At 63.1% G+C, this 18,620-nt stretch carries 17 protein-coding genes; 8 read left to right on the forward strand and 9 right to left on the reverse strand.

Translation table 11 applies throughout. The annotated features are described in order from the left end of the window. Position 1 precedes the first annotated feature (1 nt). The 8 genes from copD (at position 2) to K5K89_RS18630 (ending at position 7,922) form a co-directional block, all read left to right on the forward strand. Positions 2-859 (forward strand): copper homeostasis membrane protein CopD, encoded by an 858-nt coding sequence (gene copD, locus K5K89_RS18595; RefSeq protein WP_222540004.1) that lies wholly within the window; start codon positions 2-4, stop codon positions 857-859. Positions 860-1,029: 170 nt separating this feature from the next. Then, entirely contained in the window at positions 1,030-2,292 is a 1,263-nt protein-coding gene (locus tag K5K89_RS18600; RefSeq protein WP_222540005.1) for an OprD family porin, read from the forward strand. A gap of 143 nt (positions 2,293-2,435) precedes the next feature. After that, the gene (locus tag K5K89_RS18605) at positions 2,436-3,260 is read left to right on the forward strand and encodes an NAD-dependent epimerase/dehydratase family protein (protein WP_071492062.1); all 825 of its coding nucleotides are present in this window, start codon (positions 2,436-2,438) and stop codon (positions 3,258-3,260) included. 2 nt (positions 3,261-3,262) lie between these two features. Then, positions 3,263-4,138, forward strand: a complete 876-nt coding sequence (locus K5K89_RS18610) for an SMP-30/gluconolactonase/LRE family protein (protein WP_222540006.1) — start codon at positions 3,263-3,265, stop codon at positions 4,136-4,138. Between the two features lie 51 nt (positions 4,139-4,189). Continuing rightward, a complete protein-coding gene (locus tag K5K89_RS18615) occupies positions 4,190-5,152 on the forward strand; it encodes a TRAP transporter substrate-binding protein (protein WP_222540007.1) in 963 nt (320 codons plus the stop codon). A 64-nt stretch (positions 5,153-5,216) separates the two neighbouring features. Then, a complete protein-coding gene (locus K5K89_RS18620; protein ID WP_071492065.1) occupies positions 5,217-5,744 on the forward strand; it encodes a TRAP transporter small permease in 528 nt (175 codons plus the stop codon). A 1-nt stretch (position 5,745) separates the two neighbouring features. Next, positions 5,746-7,026: a TRAP transporter large permease gene (locus tag K5K89_RS18625; protein ID WP_092244716.1), complete on the forward strand. Its 1,281-nt coding sequence runs from the start codon at positions 5,746-5,748 to the stop codon at positions 7,024-7,026. Beyond that, entirely contained in the window at positions 7,026-7,922 is an 897-nt protein-coding gene (locus tag K5K89_RS18630; protein WP_222540008.1) for an aldose 1-epimerase, read from the forward strand. The genes K5K89_RS18625 and K5K89_RS18630 overlap by 1 nt, the downstream gene beginning before the upstream one ends. Positions 7,923-7,989: 67 nt before the next feature. Here the strand turns inward: K5K89_RS18630 and K5K89_RS18635 are convergent, their stop codons facing one another. The 9 genes from K5K89_RS18635 to K5K89_RS18675 form a co-directional block, all read right to left on the reverse strand. Continuing rightward, complete coding sequence (locus tag K5K89_RS18635; protein WP_071492068.1) at positions 7,990-9,141, reverse strand: HlyD family secretion protein; 1,152 nt, start codon at positions 9,139-9,141, stop codon at positions 7,990-7,992. Further along, positions 9,138-10,784 (reverse strand): MFS transporter, encoded by a 1,647-nt coding sequence (locus K5K89_RS18640; RefSeq protein ID WP_071492069.1) that lies wholly within the window; start codon positions 10,782-10,784, stop codon positions 9,138-9,140. Before K5K89_RS18640 ends, K5K89_RS18635 begins: the two co-directional genes overlap by 4 nt. Before the next feature lie 158 nt (positions 10,785-10,942). Next, positions 10,943-12,406, reverse strand: a complete 1,464-nt coding sequence (locus K5K89_RS18645) for a DASS family sodium-coupled anion symporter (RefSeq protein WP_071492070.1) — start codon at positions 12,404-12,406, stop codon at positions 10,943-10,945. 64 nt (positions 12,407-12,470) lie between these two features. Then, positions 12,471-13,841, reverse strand: coding sequence for a hybrid sensor histidine kinase/response regulator (locus K5K89_RS18650; protein ID WP_222540009.1), 1,371 nt, complete (start codon positions 13,839-13,841; stop codon positions 12,471-12,473). Next, entirely contained in the window at positions 13,825-14,988 is a 1,164-nt protein-coding gene (gene ercA / locus K5K89_RS18655) for an alcohol dehydrogenase-like regulatory protein ErcA (RefSeq protein WP_071492072.1), read from the reverse strand. The genes K5K89_RS18650 and ercA overlap by 17 nt, the downstream gene beginning before the upstream one ends. A 104-nt stretch (positions 14,989-15,092) precedes the next feature. Beyond that, positions 15,093-15,164, reverse strand: a complete 72-nt coding sequence (gene pqqA, locus K5K89_RS18660; protein ID WP_010209364.1) for a pyrroloquinoline quinone precursor peptide PqqA — start codon at positions 15,162-15,164, stop codon at positions 15,093-15,095. Positions 15,165-15,406: 242 nt separating this feature from the next. Continuing rightward, entirely contained in the window at positions 15,407-16,927 is a 1,521-nt protein-coding gene (locus tag K5K89_RS18665; protein ID WP_093124282.1) for an aldehyde dehydrogenase family protein, read from the reverse strand. 14 nt (positions 16,928-16,941) lie between these two features. Next, on the reverse strand, positions 16,942-17,880 hold the full coding sequence (locus K5K89_RS18670; protein WP_409996276.1) for a quinoprotein relay system zinc metallohydrolase 1: 939 nt from the start codon (positions 17,878-17,880) through the stop codon (positions 16,942-16,944). Then, a complete protein-coding gene (locus tag K5K89_RS18675; protein ID WP_071492074.1) occupies positions 17,877-18,620 on the reverse strand; it encodes a quinoprotein dehydrogenase-associated SoxYZ-like carrier in 744 nt (247 codons plus the stop codon). Before K5K89_RS18675 ends, K5K89_RS18670 begins: the two co-directional genes overlap by 4 nt.

Genomic DNA, 18,620 nt, shown 5'->3' on the forward strand with positions numbered 1-18,620 from the left:
CATGGCTACCCTGCTGGTGCTGTGCCGTTTCCTGCATTTCAGCGTCGTGTTGTTGATGTTCGGGGCCTGCGCATTCAGGCCCTGGCTGCTCGGCGCTGCACCGCAACCGGCGCTGGACCGGCAACTTGAGCGGATCACCCGGGGGCTGGCCTGGCTGGGGCTGGGCTCCGGTCTCGCCTGGCTGTTACTGATCACCGCGAGCATGGCCGGCCGCTGGGACGCGGCATTGCAGCCGGCCACCGTACAGCTGGTGCTGGGCAAGACCTTCTTTGGCCAGGTGTGGGTGTGGCATCTGTTGCTGAACCTGCTGCTGGTGATCGTGTTGGTCAAACCATGGCCGATGATGCGCCTGCCAGTGATCGCACTGCTGCTGGCGACACTGGCACCGGTCGGCCATGGCGCCATGCTGGACGGACTCAGCGGCAGATTGCTGATCCTCAATCAGGTGGTGCACCTGGTGTGTGTCGGTGCCTGGCTCGGCGGGTTGCTGCTGTTGGTGTTGATCCTGCGCCAATCCCCGCCTGTTGCGCTGGAGCCGATCCTGCGACGGTTCAGCGGTGTGGGTTATGGCCTGGTCGCCGGCTTGCTGGTGACTGGCTTGATCAACGTGCGTGTACTCACCGGGCAACTGTGGCCTACACCGTTGTTCAACGGGTTCGCCCTGATTCTGTTGATCAAGGTGATGCTGGTGCTGGGCATGTTGGCCCTGGCGCTGCTGAACCGGCTGCGTATCGAGCGCTGTGAAGAACGCCTGGGCAGCCTGAAGGCCAGCGTGAAGCTGGAGTGGGTGCTGGGGATTGCCGCCGTCGCCGCCGTTTCCCTCCTGGGCACCTTGCCGCCGATGCTCATGGTTGACTGAAACACACCGTCATCGGGGGCAAGCCCCCTCCTACATTGAACCTCCACACCGAGCAGGTCATCGTATAACTTCTACTTGACAGCGCCTGAAAACCTCGCAAATATCGCACTCAATGTTGTACGACAACGTATGACAAATAATAAAAACAACAAAAGAAAGGGAGCTTCACTGTGAGTTCACTCGCCCGCAATTCCTCCGTTCGCCTGGGTGTTATCGGCCTCGGCAGCCTGGCCTTCACCTTCCCCCTCGCCGCCTCGGCAGAAGGCTTCGTCGACGATGCCAAAGCCACGCTCAACCTGCGCAACGCCTACTTCAACCGCAACTTCACCAACCCGAGCAACCCTCAGGGCAAGGCCGAAGAGTGGACGCAGAACTTCATCCTCGATGCCAAGTCCGGCTACACCACAGGCACGGTGGGCTTCGGTATTGATGTGCTGGGCCTGTATTCGCAAAAGCTCGATGGCGGTAAAGGCACCGGCGGTACGCAGTTGCTGCCGATCCACAGCGATGGCCGCCCGGCCGATAACTTCGGACGCCTGGGTGTGGCGCTGAAAACCAAGCTGTCGAAGACCGAGCTGAAAGTCGGCGAATGGATGCCGGTACTGCCGATCCTGCGCTCCGACGATGGCCGTTCCCTGCCCCAGACCTTCCGTGGCGGCCAGGTCACGTCCAATGAGATCGCCGGCCTGACCCTCTACGGCGGCCAGTTTCGCGGCAACAGCCCGCGCAACGACGCGAGCATGGAAGACATGTTCATGAACGGCAAGGCCGCGTTCACCTCCGACCGTTTCAACTTTGGTGGCGGCGAATACAGCTTCAACGACAAACGCACCCAGATCGGCGTGTGGTACGCCGAACTCACCGACATCTACCAGCAGCAGTATTTCAACCTGACCCACAGCCAACCCGTGGGCGACTGGACCCTGGGCGCCAACCTCGGCTTTTTCACCGGCAAGGAAGATGGCAGCGCGCTGGCCGGCGACCTCGACAACAAGACCGCCTTCGCCCTGCTCTCGGCCAGGTACAACGGCAACACCTTCTATGTAGGCCTGCAAAAACTCACCGGCGACAGCGTGTGGATGCGGGTCAATGGCACCAGCGGCGGCACCCTGGCCAACGACAGCTACAACGCCAGCTACGACAACGCCAAGGAGAAATCCTGGCAGGTGCGCCATGACTTCAACTTCGTGGTGCTCGGCATTCCGGGGCTGACCCTGATGAACCGCTACATCAGCGGCAGCAACGTGCACACCGGGGCGATCACCGATGGCAAGGAATGGGGTCGCGAATCGGAGTTGGCCTACACCGTACAGAGCGGTGCACTCAAGGACTTGAACGTGCGCTGGCGCAACTCGACCATGCGTCGGGATTTCAGCAATAACGAGTTCGACGAGAACCGGCTCTTTATCAGCTACCCGATTTCGCTGCTGTAGGTTTCGGGTCGGGCGCAAACGTCGAGTCAATGGATATCCCGCATTTGAAACCCCATCGCCTGTATGAGCGTTGACAACCCAGGGAATCCCTAACGATACTTCCCCATAGTCATACGACAACCTACAACAACAATGGAACCCTCATGACCACTTCCACAACCACGCCTGTTCCATTCAACCGCCTGCTGCTCACCGGTGCCGCCGGCGGCCTCGGCAAAGTCCTGCGCGAACGTCTGCGCCCCTACGCCAACGTGCTGCGCCTGTCGGACATCGCCAACATGGCGCCGGCCGCCGACGCGTCCGAAGAAGTGCAGACCTGCGACCTCTCCGACAAGCAAGCCGTGCACCACCTGGTGGAAGGCGTCGACGCCATCCTGCACTTCGGCGGCGTATCGGTTGAGCGTTCGTTCGAAGAAGTGCTCGGCGCCAATATCTGCGGGATTTTCCATATCTACGAAGCCGCCCGCCGCCACGGCGTGAAGCGTGTGATCTTCGCCAGTTCCAACCATGTGATCGGCTTCTACAAGCAGGGTGAACAACTCGACGCCCACTCGCCGCGCCGCCCGGACAGCTACTACGGCTTGTCCAAGTCCTACGGCGAAGACATGGCCAGTTTCTACTTCGACCGCTATGGCATCGAGACCGTGAGCATCCGCATCGGCTCGTCGTTCCCGGAGCCGCAGAACCGCCGGATGATGCACACCTGGCTGAGTTTCGATGACCTCACACAGTTGCTGGAACGTGCGCTGTACACGCCCAACGTCGGCCATACCGTGGTGTACGGCATGTCGGATAACCTCGACACCTGGTGGGACAACCGCTACGCCGCGCACCTGGGCTTTGCGCCCAAGGACAGCTCGGAAGTGTTCCGCGCCCAGGTCGAGACCCAGCCACCGGTGGCCGCCGATGACCCGGCCAAGGTCTACCAGGGTGGCGCGTTCTGCGCGGCCGGGCCATTCGGGGACTGACCATGAACGCTGAATTGATCGTCGACGCCCGCAACGCCGTGGGCGAATGCCCGGTGTGGGTGCCCGAGGAGAACGCACTGTACTGGGTGGATATTCCCAACGGTGGCCTGCAACGCTGGAGTGCTGCCACCGGCCATCTCGCCGCCTGGAAAGCCCCGCAGATGCTCGCCTGTATCGCCCGCACCGATGCCGGCAACTGGGTCGCGGGAATGGAAACCGGCTTCTTCCAACTGACCCCGCACAACGATGGCAGCCTCGACACCACGCCGTTGGCCGGTGTCGAACACCCCCGCGCCGACATGCGCCTGAACGACGGTCGCTGTGATCGCCAGGGCCGCTTCTGGGCCGGCAGCATGGTGCTGAACATGGGCTTGAATGCGGCCGAGGGCATCCTCTACCGCTACGCTTGCGGCGCGGCGCCCCATGCACAACTGGACGGTTTCATCACCCTCAACGGTCTGGCCTTCAGCCCGGATGGCCGTACGATGTACGCCTCGGACTCGCACCCCTTGGTGCAACAGATCTGGGCCTTCGACTACGACACCGACACCGGCACGCCTTCCAACCGCCGCGTTTTCGTGGACATGCACAACTACCTCGGTCGCCCCGACGGCGCGGCAGTAGACGCCGACGGCTGCTACTGGATCTGCGCCAATGACGCCGGCCTGATCCACCGGTTCACCCCCGACGGCCGCCTCGACCGTTCCCTCACCGTACCGGTGAAGAAACCCACCATGTGCGCCTTCGGCGGCAGCCGCCTGGACACCCTGTTCGTCACCTCGATCCGTGACGACCAGAGTCCCCAGTCGCTGTCCGGCGGCGTGTTCGCCCTCAACCCCGGCGTTGTCGGATTGCCGGAGCCCACGTTCACCCTCTAGCTGCATCGCTGTGCCTTGAATACAACAATAACAAGACAGGAGTGACACCCCATGGACTTCAAACGCACCTTGCTCGCCGCTGCATGCTTGACCCTCGCCAGCGCCGCCCACGCCCTGGAAATCAAGTTCGCCGACATCCACCCTGCCGGCTACCCCACCGTCGTCGCCGAAGAAAACATGGGCAAGGCCCTGACCAAGGAAAGCAACGGCGAACTGACCTTCAAGTACTTCCCAGGCGGTGTGCTGGGCTCCGAGAAAGAAGTGGTCGAACAGGCCCAGGTCGGCGCGGTCCAGATGACCCGTGTCAGCCTCGGTATCGTCGGCCCGGTGGTGCCGGACGTGAATGTGTTCAACCTGCCGTTCGTGTTCCGTGACCAGGCGCACATGCGCAAGGTCATCGACGGCGAGATCGGCGATGAGATCCTCGCCAAGATCACCAATTCGGAATTCGGCCTGGTGGCCCTGGCCTGGATGGACGGTGGCACGCGCAACCTCTACACCAAGAAACCGGTGCGCAAGATCGAAGACCTCAAGGGCATGAAGATCCGCGTGCAAGGCAACCCGTTGTTCATCGAGGCCTTCAATGAAATGGGGGCCAACGGCATTGCCATGGACACCGGCGAGATCTTCAGCGCCCTGCAGACCGGGGTGATCGACGGCGCGGAAAACAACCCGCCGACCCTGCTCGAACACAACCACTTCCAGAACGCCAAGTACTACACCCTCACCGAACACCTGATCTTGCCCGAGCCCATCGTGATGTCGAAAATCACCTGGAACAAGCTCACTCCCGCCCAGCAGGACATGGTGAAGAAAGCCGCCAAGGCCGCCCAGGCGGACGAGCGCGTGCTGTGGGACGCCAAGTCCGCCAGCAGTGAAACCAAGCTCAAGGCCGCCGGCGTGGAATTCATCACCGTCGACAAAAAGCCCTTCTATGACGCCACCGCGCCGGTTCGCGCCAAATACGGCGCGGCTTACGCCGATATCATCAAGCGTATCGACGCCGTTCAGTAACGCCCTCCTTCTCTAGCAAGGCCCGGCGCGGTCGGCACCGACGCGCCCGGTTACGGTGAACGCCATGAAGAATTTACTGCTGCGCATCAACGACCGCCTGTACATGACCTGTATCTGGGTCGCCGGCCTCTCGGTACTGGGGGTTGCGCTGATCATCCCCTGGGGCATCTTCGCCCGCTACGTCCTCGGCACCGGCGCCAGTTGGCCGGAACCCACCGCCATCCTGCTGATGCTGATCTTCACCTTCGTCGGCGCCGCCGCCAGTTACCGCGCGGGTGCGCATATGTCGGTGGCGGTGGTGACTGACCGCCTGCCGCCACGCCAACGCCAGATCGCCGGTATCGTCGCGCAACTGCTGATGGCGACCATCTGCCTGTTCATGGCCGTGTGGGGCACCAAGTTGTGCCTGTCCACCTGGAACCAGTTCATGAGCGCCATCCCCACACTGCGCGTGGGCATCACCTATATGCCAATCCCCATCGGCGGGCTGCTGACCCTGGTGTTCGTGCTGGAAAAACTCCTGCTCGGCGACCAGAGCCAGCGGCGCGTGGTGCGGTTCGACCTGGTGGAAGAAAACGAAGGGGCTGCCTGAAATGGATGCATTGATTCTGTTGGGCAGTTTTATCGCCTTGATCCTGCTGGGCATGCCAGTGGCCTATGCCCTGGGGATGTCGGCACTGATCGGCGCGTGGTGGATCGACATCCCGTTCCAGGCCCTGATGATTCAGGTGGCCGGGGGCGTGAACAAGTTTTCGCTGATGGCGATTCCGTTCTTTGTGCTGGCCGGGGCGATCATGGCCGAGGGTGGCATGTCACGTCGGCTGGTGGCGTTTGCCGGGGTGCTGGTGGGCTTTGTGCGCGGCGGCCTGTCCCTCGTCAATATCATGGCCTCGACGTTCTTCGGCGCCATCTCCGGCTCCTCGGTGGCCGATACCGCCTCGGTCGGCTCGGTGCTGATCCCGGAAATGGAACGCCGTGGGTACCCGCGGGAATTTGCCACCGCCGTGACCGTCAGCGGTTCGGTGCAGGCGTTGCTGACGCCACCCAGCCATAATTCGGTGCTCTACTCCCTGGCCGCCGGCGGCACCGTGTCCATCGCCTCGCTGTTCATGGCCGGCGTGGTGCCGGGCCTGTTGATGAGCGCCTGCCTGATGGTGCTGTGCCTGATCTTCGCGAAAAAGCGCAACTACCCCAAGGGCGAAGTCATTCCCCTGAAGCAGGCGCTGAAGATCGCCGCCGATGCTCTCTGGGGCCTGATGGCCATGGTGATCATCCTCGGCGGCATCCTCTCGGGCATCTTCACCGCCACCGAATCGGCCGCGATTGCCGTGCTGTGGGCATTCTTCGTGACCATGTTCATCTACCGCGACTACAAATGGCGCGAGCTGCCCAAGCTGATGCACCGCACGGTGCGCACCATTTCCATCGTGATGATCCTGATCGCCTTCGCCGCCAGCTTCGGCTACATCATGACCCTGATGCAGATCCCGGCGAAGATCACCACGGCGTTCCTGACCCTGTCGGACAACCGCTACGTGATCCTGATGTGCATCAACATCATGCTGCTGTTGCTCGGCACGGTGATGGACATGGCGCCGCTGATCCTAATCCTCACGCCGATCCTGCTGCCGGTGGTGCTCGGGCTGGGTGTCGATCCGGTGCACTTCGGCATGATCATGCTGGTCAACCTCGGCATCGGCCTGATCACCCCACCGGTGGGCGCGGTGTTGTTCGTGGGCGCCGCAGTGGGCAAGGTGAGCATCGAGAAGACCGTGAAAGCGCTGCTGCCGTTCTATGGGGTGCTGTTCCTGATCCTGATGGCGGTGACCTACATTCCGGCGCTGTCGTTGTGGCTGCCAAGCGTGGTGCTGTGATGCTGATCGAACTGGAAGACAACCTGACCCACCTCACCCTGGCCCCGGCCGTGGGCGCAAGCATCGTCAACTGGCGCGTGCGGGCCAGCGGCCAGCCGTTGTTGCGCCACAGCGACCAACAGGCCCTGGATACAGGCCTGCCGGGCAAACTCGGCTGTTATCCGCTGGCGCCCTGGTCTAACCGGATCGCCCAAGGCGGGTTCGATAACCCCGACGGCTGGCTGGCGCTCACGCCGAACAGCCTGACCGACCCGCTGCCCATCCATGGGTCGGCCTGGCAACAGGCGTGGCAGGTAGTCAGCCAGTCGGCGGACGAAGTGGTGCTGGAACTGCTGTGCGACACACCGTTCGCCTATCGCGCCGAGCAGCGGTTTTGCTTGCGCGACGGTGAACTGAGCATCACGTTGCGGGTGACTCATCTGGCGGATAACCCCGCGTGGCATGGCTTGGGATTGCATCCCTACCTGCCGCGCACACCACAAACGCGGTTGCAGGCAAAGGCCTCGCAGGTGTGGATGAGTGATGCGTCGAAACTGCCCACGGGGCTGGCACCCGTGCCGGCCGCCTGGGACTTCCAGACGTTGAAGACCTTGCCGGAAGGCCTGGTGGACAATGGCTTTTGCCAGTGGGACGGGCATTGCCTGATCGAGCAGCCAGAGTTGGGCTACACGCTGGAATGCGAGGCCACCGGCGCCGACTACTTTCTGCTGTACTGCCCACCGGGGCTGGGGTTCTTCTGCATCGAACCGGTGAGCCATCCGGTGAATGCCCATCACCTGGCCGGACGGCCGGGCCTGAAACTGCTGGAACACAATCAGTCGGTACAACTCAACTTCAAGCTCAAATACATACAACATGTAGGAGTGGGCTTGCCCCCGATGGCGGTGAATCAGTAATACAGTGGGTAGCTGACACACCGCTATCGGGGGCAAGCCCCCTCCCACAGTTTTGATGTGTGTTGAGTCAGGGTGGAGCGTTTTTCAGGCGCCCGGCAGTGTCGATACTGACGACCACCGACAACCCAGGCCGCAACCGCTCGCTCTCGGCCTGGTTCGGATCTACGGTGATCCGCACCGGCACGCGCTGGGCGATCTTCACGAAGTTGCCGGTGGCGTTGTCCGCCTGCAACAGGCTGAACTCCGAACCGGTGGCCGGGGAAATATGCTGCACCGTGCCGTGGAATTTGCGGTGGTTCAAGGCATCTACCGTGAAGGTCACCGGCTGGCCGACCTGCACGTTGTCCATCTGGGTTTCCTTCATGTTGGCAATCACCCACAGCTGCGGCGGCACCAGCGCCATCAGTTGCGCGCCGGAGTTGACGTAGGCCCCCAGGCGCACGCCAATCTGCCCCAACTGACCGTCACGCGGCGCAGTGATGCGGGTGTTGGACAGGTCGATACGCGCCAGCTCCACCGCGGCCTCGGCACTCGCTACGGCAGCTTCCAGGGAGCCACGGTTGACGATCACTGTCTGCAGGTCCTGTCGTGCGATTTCCAGGCTGGCCTGGGCTTGCGCCACGGCGGCGATGGTCTGTGCATTGGCGGCGCGGGTCACGTCCAGCTCGCGCCTGGACACTGAGCCGTCGCTGATCAGTTCTTCATTGCGGCGCAAATCGGCCGTGCTTTTGCGGGCTTGTGCCTGGCTGTCCACCAAGGCTGCCTGGCGCAGCTTGATGGTGGCTTCGGCGCTGTTGCGCTGCTGCACCACATTCGCCAGCGAGGCCTTCTGCACCGCCAGTTGCGCCAACGCCTGGTCCAGGCGCTGTTTGTAGATGCGATCGTCGAGGCGCACCAGCAGGTCACCGGCCTTGACGTGTTGGAAGTCCTGCACCGGCACTTCGAACACATAGCCGCTCAGTTGCGGGCCGATGATCGTCACCTGCCCACGCACCAGGGCGTTCTCGGTGGTTTCCACGGCGCTGCTGAACGGCGGCAACTGCCAGGCATACAACACGATCAGCACCCCGACAATGGCAATCGCGGCAAACCCCAGCGATGAGACGATGCGCACCCGCAGGGAACGTGGCTCGGTGACCGAGGCGCCTGGCGGCGTGGTGCCTTCCGGGGTGGCGGCGATGGCGTTGGTGGTCGTGGTGGTGGAAGTCGGTTCGGTCATGAAGAAGCGCCGCTGGGTTGAACGGGAGGGGCTGCTGTTTTGGTCGTGCTCATCAGCCACAGGCTGCGGATAAAGATCCAGATCATGGTCAGTATCGCGATGATCGCGATCAGCATGAAGACATCGTTGTAGGCCATCACGTTCGCCTCGCGGGTCGCCGCCGTGGCCAGGCTGCGAATGCCCATGAGGTTGCGCAACTCGGGGTCGGCGACAATGCCGCCATAGGCCGAACCGCCGCTCGATACCCGCGCGGCCACACGCGGATCGAGCAGGGTCAAGTGCTCGACGATCATGCTGGAGTGGTACTTCTCGCGCACGATCTGGAACGTGCCCAGCAACGCCGCGCCAATCAGGCCGCCGAGGTTCTGGCAGATACCGAACATCACCGAGAAACTCACCAGGTTGCGCGGGTTGGCCAGCACGTTCCTGGTGCCCAGCACCATGGTCGGCCCCAGGAAGAATGTACCGCCGAAGCCTAGCAGGAACTGGCTGACATACAGGTTCTGCGGCCGGGTCAGGTTGCTGGAAAAACTGTCCATCACCGACCCGGTGGCCATCAGAGCCAGGGAGATCACCAGCGGCATCAACAGGTGCGCCGGGTTGATGGTCAACGCACTCACCGCCAGCCCGGCAATCGCCCCCGCGAGCATCACCACGTACAGGGTGTGCATCTGCTGGTAGCTCATGTTCAACATCTGCATGAAACCCACGGCGCCGGTGGACTGCTCGGACAACACCATGCGGATCAGGATCACCGCCAGCGCCAGGCGGATCATCACGCCACTGCCCAGCCAGCGGGTCATCAGCATCGGGTTGGCGCGGTTATGCTCGATGGCCAGGCCGGCCATGATCAGCACCAGGGAACAGGCCGAGGCCACGCCGATCCACGGCGCCTCCAGCCACCAGTCGATGCGGCCCAGGGACAGCACGGCGCAGAGCAAGGCGACACCGGTGGCAAGGATGGCGAAGGTGAGGAAGTCGAGTTTCTCGAAGGTCTTGAAGCGGTCGCCGGGCGGGAGTTTAAGCAGGAATACGCAGCCCAGGCAGATCAGCGCCATGCCCAGTTCAAACAGATACAACCCGCGCCATTCAGCAATTTGCAGCAAGTCTTCGGAGAACAGGCGCGCCAGTGGCAACGCCAACTGCGCCGTACCCAACCCCAGCACCAGGGACTTCAAGCGCCACTTGGCCGGGAACGCCTGGATCATGTAGTACAAACCCAGCGAACTCAGCGCCGCCCCCACCATGCCATGGGCCGCGCGCACCGCGATGGCCGAGCTGAGGTCGTTGACGAACAAGTGGCCGAAAGTCACCAAGGCGTACAGCACCAGGAACACCTCGGTAAATGCACGCAGCCCGAACTGCTGGCGGAACTTCACCAGCAGCAGGTTCATGCACACGTTGGTCATCACATAGGCGGCGGGCAGCCAGGCCATTTCAGCGGTGGTCGCGCCGAGTGCGCCCTGCAGGTATTGCAGGTTGGCGATGACCAGCGCGTTTCCCAACCCGCCGGTAATCGCCACCAGCACGCCCACCATCGCGAACAGCCAACGCTTGTGCGTCGGGTGCAGCGGCGTAGACGGCGAACCGGGCAGGCTCGGGCGCTCGTGGGGCTCCCAGGTGTGGGGGGTGTATTTGTTCATTCGATGACTCAGGTAAACCCATACTCAGAGACAGTAAACCTGAGCGGAGTTCATCTTGCCATGTCGAGGGCATAATTGATGCGAAGAACAGGCATCACCTGAAATGTGCGAGGGCAAGTCGACTCGGCGCCCTGCCCCCCCTGGGATGTCCTGCGTATTCAGATCCAGCCGAGCCAACTCCAGTAGGTCGCAGCGAATACCAGCATCAACAGGTAGCCAACCAGCGTCACCAGAACCCCCACCTTGGCGAACTGCCGCGCCGTGAACGTCCCGGTCCCCAGGCACACCATGTTCTGCGGCGCATTGATCGGCAGGATAAACCCGTAGCTCATCACAAACCCCAAGAGCATGGTCATGCCCAACCGGCTGAAATCCCCCGGCAAGGTCTGCAACACCGCGATCAGGATCGGCAACAGCGCCGAGGTCAACGCGGTGGCGCTGGCAAAGCCCAGGTGGATCAGGATCAGGAACGCACCAAGAATCGCAAACACACCCAGCGGCCCCACCTGGTCAAGCCCGGTATGCGCCACCACTTGCGCGCCCAGCCATTGCCCGGCCTGGGTGGTCAGCAGCGCCGTTCCCAAGCTGATGCCTACCCCGAACACGATCACCGTTCCCCACGGAATGCGCGACTGCACATCCTTCCAGGTCATCACGCCGATACCCGGCAATAACAGGAACACCAGGCCGGCGTAGGTGGTCGAGGTGGTGTCGAAACTGTGCAGGCGCCCTTCCGTGGCCCAGGCCAGTAGCAGCAACACCGAAACGCTCAACAGGCGCTTCTGCGCGCCGGTCATCGGCCCTATCTCCACCAGCGACTGCGCCACCGCCTCTTTACCGCCGGGGATGCTGTCGGTCTCCGGCGGCAGCAACTTGAGCACGAGGAACAGCAACACCGCCGACATGATCAACGCCCACGGCGCGCCGGCAATCAGCCAGTCGATCCACGACACGCGCTGGCCAAGCATCTTGTCCATGAAACCGACGGTGAGCAGGTTCTGCGCGGCGGCGGTCTGGATACCGACGTTCCAGATGCTGGTGCCCTGGGCCACCACGATCATGATGCCGGCGGCGATATTCGAGCGTTTGTCCACGCCGAACGCGGCGATCACGCCCATCATGATCGGCACCACGCAGGCACTGCGCGCCGTGGCGCTGGGCACCACGAGGCTGAGCAGCACCGTCACCGCAATCGCCCCCAGCAGGATGCGCCGGGTGCTGGTGCCGACCCGGCTCAGGGTCACCAAGGCGATACGCCGGTCCAGGCCGGTGTGGGTCATGGCTGCTGCGATAAACAGCGCCCCGGCCACCAGCGCCAGCGCCGGGTTGGAAAACCCGGTGAGCGCCATGCTGATCGCCGGGCTGGTGCCGATCACATGCGCGGGGTCCTGCAACGACGGCGCGGTGCCCAGCAGAAAGGCCATCAGCGACGTGATCATGATCGCACTGGCTTCATAGGACACCGCTTCGGTGATCCACACCACCACGGCAAACGCGAGGATCGCCAGCATGCGGTGCCCGGCGACCGGCAAGTCGGCGGGCACCGGCAACAGCAGCACCCCGGCCATCACCAACACGGCGACGACCAGGCCCAGGGGTAATTTGAAAGATGCCGCACTCATGGGCCACTCCAAGGCTCTAGATCAGGCCTTGAGCATGAGCTAAAAGCACCTGCGACGTGTTGACCTAGGCCAACAACTGGCTCAACACGGCCCGCAACTTGCCGGGCTTGACCGGCTTGTTCAGCAACGGCGCTTCCAACCGGCGCAACGCCCTACGGCACTGGTCGGTGCGGTCGGCGCTAATGATCACGGCCGGGATGTTCAGTTCGAAATGCTCACGCAGGTGCTTGACCACCGCACACCCCACCACCCCATGGTCGAGGTGATAATCGGCCAGGATCAGTTCCGGCGCCCTGCCCTCCAACGCCAGCAACGCTCCGGCCTGGTCGGTGGCGGTGACCACATCACAGCCCCATTGCCCGAGTAGCGCGCGCATGCTGTCGAGGATGCTCACCTCGTTGTCGATCACCAGCAGACGCCGTCCCGGCAGCGGGTTGCCGGTGGTCGGCTGGGCTGGCAATTGGCTGATCGGCAGAGGGATCTCGTTGCTCAACGGCACCTCGATACTGAACATCGAGCCACGTCCCGGCCACGAGCGTACGGCAATCGGGTAGCCCAGGACTTCGGCGATCCGCTCGACAATCGCCAGCCCCAGCCCAACGCCTTTACGGTCCGCAGCGCGGCCGACGTCGAGCTGGTTGAACTCGAGGAAGATCGCCTCCAGCCGGTCCTCCGCAATCCCGCGCCCGGTGTCCCAGACCTCCAGGCGCAGGCCATCGCCCCGCTTACGCGCGCCCAACAGGATGCAACCTTCGTCGGTATAGCGGCAGGCATTGCTGAGGAAGTTACGCAAGATCCGCGTCAGCAATCGCAAGTCGGTGCTGATCGCATAGCAGCCGGTGTGCACCCGCAGGTTCAACCCGGCCGCCTGGGCCACCGACTGGAACTCCGAGACCAGCGGCGCGAACAATTCGTCGAGGCGGTACAGCGCCACATCTGGCTTGACCGCCGCCTGGTCGAGCCGCGAGATGTCCAGCAAGTCGGTGAGCAAGTCCTCGGCGCCCTCCAGCGCCTGGTGCGTGCGCTCCACCAGCACCTGCTCGACGCTGGGCAACGACCGTTCACGCAAGGTGGCGATCAACAAGCGTGCGGCATTCAGCGGTTGCAACAGGTCGTGGCTGGCGGCGGCGAGGTATTTGTCCTTGCTGCGGTTGGCGGCCTGGGCGGCGTCGCGGGCGTCGCGCAGGTCCTGTTCGATCTGCTCGCGCTGGGCGATCTGCTGTTGCAGGTTGTGGTTGGCTTCCAACAGTTCATCGGTGCGTGCGGCGACCCGCTGCTCCAACTCGTCATTGAGACGGATATAGCGCTTGCGCTCAGCCTCCAGCTCATCCAGCCGCGCCGTGAGTTCCGGGTAATGGCTCTTGCGCGCCGACTGGTCGCCCAGCCCCAGCAACCCGGCGAGTGCGCGTTGCTGGTCGTCAGAGAGCTTCGCCATAGACGACCTCGACGTCACGCTGGCTCGACTCTCTCGGGTTGGTGAGGATGCACGGATCCCCCATCGCATGCTGGGACAGGAACGGAATATCCGCCACGCGCACACCATGCAGGCCCAGGGTTTCGTGGAAGCCGATGGCCCGCTTGAGCGCTATCAAATGCTCCACCAGCCGCCCGCAGATCTGCCGGTGATTGAGGCCGCGACAGTCGATGCCAAACGTCTCGGCAATCACCTTGAAACGCTCCGGCGCCGAGCTGTAGTTGAACGCCACCACATGCTCCACCAGCACTGCGTTGCACAGCCCATGGGGCAGGTCGAGGAAGCCGCCGAGGCTGTGGGACATGGCGTGCACTGCGCCGAGAATCGCGTTGGAAAACGCCAACCCGGCCTGCATGCTGCCGAGCATGATCTTCTCGCGCAGGGCGATATCCGTGGGGTTGGCGATCATCTGCACCAGGTTGCCGTTGATCAGGCGCATTGCCTCCAGCGCATGGGGGTCGGTGAGTGGGCCGTGGCCGGTGGAAACGAACGCCTCGATAGCATGCACCAATGCGTCGATGCCGGTGCAGGCGGACAGGAACGGGTCCATGCTGGCCGTGGTTTCCGGGTCGATCAGCGACACATCCGGCACTACCGCCTTGCTGACGATAGAGAACTTCATGCGTTCCTGCTGGTTGGAAATGATCACGAACTGCGAGACATCCGCCGAGGTGCCGGCGGTGGTGGGGATCAGGATCAGCGGCGGGCTGGGCACACGAAGGGTGTCGACGCCCTCGAACTCAAGAATGCTGCGCCCGTGGGCCACCACGATGCCGATGGCCTTGCCGCAGTCCATCGGGCTGCCGCCGCCGATGGCTACGATCACGTCGCAGTGGTGTTCGCGGTACACCTCGGCGCCGGTCATCACTTCTTCGACACGCGGGTTGGGCGAGACGGCGCTGTACAGGCAGTAGTCGATGCCGAGGGCTTGCAGGCTGGCTTCCACATCGGCCACCCAACCGGCGGCGATCACGCCAGGGTCGCTGACCACCAGCACCTTGCGCGCGCCGAAGGTCTTGGCGTAGTTACCGACGTTGTGCCGGCAACCGGCTCCAAAGATGATTTCAGGCGAGACGAATTTACGCAGGAGGCTCAGATTTGGGCTCATTGGAAAGCCTGTTTTTATTATTTTGGAAGAATGCGCTCCACACTAACCGATCCGGCTGCGAATGCAATCAGACCAAAGAGGCATCCTTCCGACAGCTCCCGCGATCAACGGCTGGCGAAGTACATGGTCACTTCGAAGCCGATACGCAGGTCGGTAAACGCAGGTTTGGTCCACATGGGGGCAGTCCTCTTGTTGTTCCGGAAAATTCCGGTGGGGTCATTAATGCATGGGGGAGATGGGGCAGCGAATGCTACTTTCGAAGTATCAAGCGCACTGCATTAGTCGCGAATGTACAGAGGCCAAAATGTGGGAGGGGGCTTGCCCCCGATGGCAGCGGGTCAGTCAACATTTATGTCAATGACACACCGCTATCGGGGGCAAGCCCCCTCCCACAGGGGACCGCGTTGCAATCAGAGGGTCAGAAGAAACCCAGCGGGTTGATGTCGTAGCTCACCAGCAGGTTCTTGGTCTGCTGGTAGTGATCCAACATCATCTTGTGGTTTTCACGCCCGACGCCCGATTTTTTGTACCCGCCAAACGCCGCATGCGCCGGGTACAGGTGATAACAGTTGGTCCACACCCGACCCGCCTTGATCGCCCGGCCCATGCGGTAGGCGCGGTTGATGTCGCGGGTCCACAGGCCGGCGCCCAGGCCGAACTCGCTGTCATTGGCAATCGCCAGGGCTTCGGCCTCGTCCTTGAAGGTGGTCACGCCCACCACCGGGCCGAAGATTTCCTCCTGGAACACACGCATCTTGTTGTGGCCCTTGAGCAGGGTCGGTTGGATGTAATAGCCGCTGGACAGGTCGCCTTCCAGGCGCTCGGCCGCGCCGCCGGTGAGCAGCACCGCGCCCTCTTCCTGGGCGATCTTGAGGTAGGACAGGATCTTGTCGTATTGCTGCTCCGAGGCCTGGGCGCCGACCATAGTCTCGGTGTCCAGCGGGTTGCCGCGCTTGATCTTGACGATCTTCTTCATCACCTCGGCCATGAACGGCTCGTAGATCGACTCCTGCACCAGCGCCCGCGAGGGGCAGGTGCACACTTCGCCCTGGTTGAAGAACGCCAGCACCAGACCTTCGGCCGCCTTTTCGATAAACGCAGGCTCGGCGCTCATGATGTCTTCGAAGAAGATGTTCGGCGACTTGCCGCCCAGCTCCACAGTGGACGGGATGATGTTCTCGGCCGCCGCGTGCATGATGTGCGCGCCCACCGGGGTGGAGCCGGTAAAGGCGATCTTGGCGATGCGCTTGCTGGTAGCCAGGGCCTCCCCGGCCTCGCGGCCAAAACCTTGCACGATGTTCAGCACGCCGGGCGGCAGCAGGTCGCCGATCAGCTCGGCAAACACCATGATCGACAACGGCGTCTGCTCGGCCGGCTTGAGCACGATGCAGTTACCGGCGGCGAGTGCTGGCGCGAGTTTCCACGCCGCCATCAGCAATGGGAAGTTCCACGGGATGATCTGCCCGACCACGCCCAATGGTTCGTGAAAATGATAAGCCGCTGTGTGCTCGTTGATCTCGGCGGCCCCGCCTTCCTGGGCACGGATACACCCGGCGAAGTAGCGGAAATGGTCAGCGGCCAGGGGCACGTCGGCGTTGAGGGTTTCGCGCACGGCCTTGCCGTTGTCCCAGGTCTCGGCCACAGCCAGCACTTCCAGGTTCTGCTCGATACGGTCGGCGATTTTCAGCAGCACCAGGGCGCGGTCCTGGGCCGAGGTCTTGCCCCAGGCATCGGCGGCGGCGTGGGCGGCGTCAAGGGCCTTATCGACATCGGCGGCGCTGGAACGCGGGAACTCGGCGATGACTTCACCGGTGACCGGCGAGGTATTGGTGAAGTACTCACCCTTGAGCGGTGCGACGAACTCACCGCCGATGTAGTTGCCGTAGCGCGGCTTGAAGCTGACGATGGCGCCGGGGGTGCCAGGTTGGGCGTAGATCATGGTGAGGCCTCTGCTTATTGTTGGGTGTTGATGGGCTGCATCTGGGTGCGTTCGTAGTGGGGGTACAAGTGGGTCACGCTGCGGGTCAGTTCATAGCGGCTCAGGTTGATGCCCGCGAATCGCTCGGGGATCGGGCTGCGGATCAGCTCTGGCATGTCGCTGCCATGGGCTGCCCCGTCGCGTAGCAATTGATCGAGCCAGGTGAGGTAGTCACGCATCTGTTCGAAGGGTTTGGCGTCGGTCGCAATGGGGCCGTGGCCGGGCACGATCAGGGTCCAGGGCAAGCCTTGCAGGGTGGCGATATCCGCCAGCCAGATCGCCAGCCCCGGTGAATGGGGCGTGGTGAGTGCGCGCTGGTAGAACACCAGGTCGCCGGCAAACAGCACGCCGGTCCTGCGGTCGAGGATCGCCAGGTCGGCGCCGGTATGGCCGCGCAGGTGCAGCAGTTGCAGGTCGTGGCTGCCGAAGGTTTTCCCCCCCGCTGGCAGGGCTTCGTTGGGCAACACCACTTCGGTGCCACGCATCCAGTCACCCACCATGCGGTACAGGTTCTCGGCCATGCTGTCGCCCTGCTCATGCAGCAAATCCTTGGTGCCGGCCAGGGCGCCAATCGGTACATCCCTGAAGGCTTGGTTGCCCAGGCCGTGGTCGGGATGGTGGTGCGTCAGCAGCACCTGGATCACCGGTTTGTCGGTGACACGGGCGATGGCCTGGCGCAGGGCTTCGCCGTAGCGCCTGGACGGCCCGGTGTCGATCACCACCACGCCGGGCTCGGTGACGATGAACCCGACATTGACGATATTGCCGCCATTGTCCCTGGTGAAGTTGTCGGTGCTGCCTTCCAGCAGCCAGGTGTTATCGGCGATCAACCGAGGTTTGAGGACGTAATCCAGGTCCGCCAGCACCGGCAGGCTGAACAGCAGCAGCCACAGCACAATCCAGCGCAGGCTCATGGGATGGCCGCCTCGAACTGGTTGCCGCTGGTGTCGCGCAGGGTCAGGCGCGTGGGCTCGCGGCCTTCGATGTCGAAGGCCAGGCTGGGGTTTTCGCTGACGGCGGGGAACAGTTCCAGGCGTGCCAGCAGTTGGTTATCTGCGCCACGCAGCTCGGCCTGGTGGATAAAGAATTCGGGAATACCGCTGATCATGCCGTTATCCATCGGATGGGCAACTTGCAGTTTCACGCGGCTGAACTCGGCACGCGGGTAACGGCCGCCGAGCACTTCGCCCAGGTGTTCTTCCCAGCCGGGTTGGGTGCGCACCACGCTGGGCGCGGTGCAGCCGCCACCGGCGGCATCGATCAGGGCCGAGCCGACATGCCACATGCCATCCCGGGTGAGCACCGCTGCACGCAACGGCGTGGCCTGTTCGATACGAATCCGCAGCGACAGCCACGGCAGTACTGGCCCCAACGGCTGGAAATCGACGATCTGCGGCAGCGGGTTCAGCTCGGCCCAGGCAAGGATCTTCACCACGTCCCCCTTGAAGGCGCGGGCGTCGATCTCCAGCGGCACCTGGCGCGCATCCTCGGCGAACGGCGGCGCCAGGAGCTTCACCCGCTCGTCGAAGACAAACGCTGCATTGTCGAGCAAGCGCTGGTGATAGTAGGCCCACATCACCGAGGGCACCGGGTCCACGGGCGCGCCCCAGGCCAGCATCGGCACACAGCACAGCCACCACCCGCGCAGGCCCAT

The sequence above is a fragment of the Pseudomonas sp. DR208 genome (genome assembly GCF_019823005.1).
GTDB lineage: Bacteria > Pseudomonadota > Gammaproteobacteria > Pseudomonadales > Pseudomonadaceae > Aquipseudomonas > Aquipseudomonas extremorientalis.